Origin of the sequence: Citrobacter sp. CK194 (genome assembly GCF_030333395.1) — a bacterium.
Lineage (GTDB): Bacteria > Pseudomonadota > Gammaproteobacteria > Enterobacterales > Enterobacteriaceae > Citrobacter_B > Citrobacter_B koseri.
In genome coordinates this window covers 1-2901 of record NZ_JAOWGA010000002.1, presented here as the reverse complement: position 1 = coordinate 2901, position 2901 = coordinate 1, and the positions used below count along the sequence as shown (strand labels likewise).

Sequence of the window (2901 nt, the reverse complement as noted above, 5' to 3'; positions counted from 1 at the left end):
GTTGTAAGGTTAAGCCTCACGGTTCATTAGTACCGGTTAGCTCAACGCATCGCTGCGCTTACACACCCGGCCTATCAACGTCGTCGTCTTCAACGTTCCTTCAGGACTCTCAAGGAGTCAGGGAGAACTCATCTCGGGGCAAGTTTCGTGCTTAGATGCTTTCAGCACTTATCTCTTCCGCATTTAGCTACCGGGCAGTGCCATTGGCATGACAACCCGAACACCAGTGATGCGTCCACTCCGGTCCTCTCGTACTAGGAGCAGCCCCCCTCAGTTCTCCAGCGCCCACGGCAGATAGGGACCGAACTGTCTCACGACGTTCTAAACCCAGCTCGCGTACCACTTTAAATGGCGAACAGCCATACCCTTGGGACCTACTTCAGCCCCAGGATGTGATGAGCCGACATCGAGGTGCCAAACACCGCCGTCGATATGAACTCTTGGGCGGTATCAGCCTGTTATCCCCGGAGTACCTTTTATCCGTTGAGCGATGGCCCTTCCATTCAGAACCACCGGATCACTATGACCTGCTTTCGCACCTGCTCGCGCCGTCACGCTCGCAGTCAAGCCAGCTTATGCCATTGCACTAACCTCCTGATGTCCGACCAGGATTAGCTGACCTTCGTGCTCCTCCGTTACTCTTTAGGAGGAGACCGCCCCAGTCAAACTACCCACCAGACACTGTCCGCAACCCGGATTACGGGCCCACGTTAGAACACCAGCCATTAAAGGGTGGTATTTCAAGGGCGGCTCCATGCAGACTGGCGTCCACACTTCAAAGCCTCCCACCTATCCTACACATCAAGGACCAGTGTTCAGTGTCAAGCTATAGTAAAGGTTCACGGGGTCTTTCCGTCTTGCCGCGGGTACACTGCATCTTCACAGCGAGTTCAATTTCACTGAGTCTCGGGTGGAGACAGCCTGGCCATCATTACGCCATTCGTGCAGGTCGGAACTTACCCGACAAGGAATTTCGCTACCTTAGGACCGTTATAGTTACGGCCGCCGTTTACCGGGGCTTCGATCAAGAGCTTCTCCCGAGGGATAACCCCATCAATTAACCTTCCGGCACCGGGCAGGCGTCACACCGTATACGTCCACTTTCGTGTTTGCACAGTGCTGTGTTTTTAATAAACAGTTGCAGCCAGCTGGTATCTTCGACTGATTTCAGCTCCATGAGTAAATCACTTCACCTACATATCAGCGTGCCTTCTCCCGAAGTTACGGCACCATTTTGCCTAGTTCCTTCACCCGAGTTCTCTCAAGCGCCTTGGTATTCTCTACCTGACCACCTGTGTCGGTTTGGGGTACGATTTCGTGTTACCTGATGCTTAGAGGCTTTTCCTGGAAGCAGGGCATTTGTCACTTCAGCACCGTAGTGCCTCGTCATCACGCCTCAGTGTTAAAGTGCACCGGATTTGCCTGGAGCACACACCTACACGCTTAAACCGGGACAACCGTCGCCCGGCCGACATAGCCTTCTCCGTCCCCCCTTCGCAGTAACACCAAGTACAGGAATATTAACCTGTTTCCCATCGACTACGCCTTTCGGCCTCGCCTTAGGGGTCGACTCACCCTGCCCCGATTAACGTTGGACAGGAACCCTTGGTCTTCCGGCGAGCGGGCTTTTCACCCGCTTTATCGTTACTTATGTCAGCATTCGCACTTCTGATACCTCCAGCAACCCTCACAGGCCACCTTCAACGGCTTACAGAACGCTCCCCTACCCAACAACGCATAAGCGTCGCTGCCGCAGCTTCGGTGCATGGTTTAGCCCCGTTACATCTTCCGCGCAGGCCGACTCGACCAGTGAGCTATTACGCTTTCTTTAAATGATGGCTGCTTCTAAGCCAACATCCTGGCTGTCTGGGCCTTCCCACATCGTTTCCCACTTAACCATGACTTTGGGACCTTAGCTGGCGGTCTGGGTTGTTTCCCTCTTCACGACGGACGTTAGCACCCGCCGTGTGTCTCCCGTGATAACATTCTCCGGTATTCGCAGTTTGCATCGGGTTGGTAAGCCGGGATGGCCCCCTAGCCGAAACAGTGCTCTACCCCCGGAGATGAGTTCACGAGGCGCTACCTAAATAGCTTTCGGGGAGAACCAGCTATCTCCCGGTTTGATTGGCCTTTCACCCCCAGCCACAGGTCATCCGCTAATTTTTCAACATTAGTCGGTTCGGTCCTCCAGTTAGTGTTACCCAACCTTCAACCTGCCCATGGCTAGATCACCGGGTTTCGGGTCTATACCCTGCAACTTAACGCCCAGTTAAGACTCGGTTTCCCTTCGGCTCCCCTATACGGTTAACCTTGCTACAGAATATAAGTCGCTGACCCATTATACAAAAGGTACGCAGTCACCCCATAAAAGAGGCTCCCACTGCTTGTACGTACACGGTTTCAGGTTCTTTTTCACTCCCCTCGCCGGGGTTCTTTTCGCCTTTCCCTCACGGTACTGGTTCACTATCGGTCAGTCAGGAGTATTTAGCCTTGGAGGATGGTCCCCCCATATTCAGACAGGATACCACGTGTCCCGCCCTACTCATCGAGCTCACAGCCTGTGCATTTTCGTGTACGGGACTTTCACCCTGTACCGTGCGACTTTCCAGACGCTTCCACTAACACACAAGCTGATTCAGGCTCTGGGCTCCTCCCCGTTCGCTCGCCGCTACTGGGGGAATCTCGGTTGATTTCTTTTCCTCGGGGTACTTAGATGTTTCAGTTCCCCCGGTTCGCCTCGTTAGCCTATGTATTCAGCTAACGATAGTGTGACGAGTCACACTGGGTTTCCCCATTCGGACATCGCCGGGTCAAGGGTTCATATCACCTCGCCGGCGCTTTTCGCAGATTAGCACGTCCTTCATCGCCTCTGACTGCCAGGGCATCCACCGTGTACGCTTG

General features: G+C 53.9%; 1 rRNA gene. It reads right to left on the bottom strand.

Going from position 1 to position 2901, the window contains the following annotated elements:
- Positions 1-5: 5 nt before the first annotated feature.
- Positions 6-2901: ribosomal RNA gene (locus OGX80_RS00015) — 23S ribosomal RNA — on the bottom strand; the annotation flags it as partial.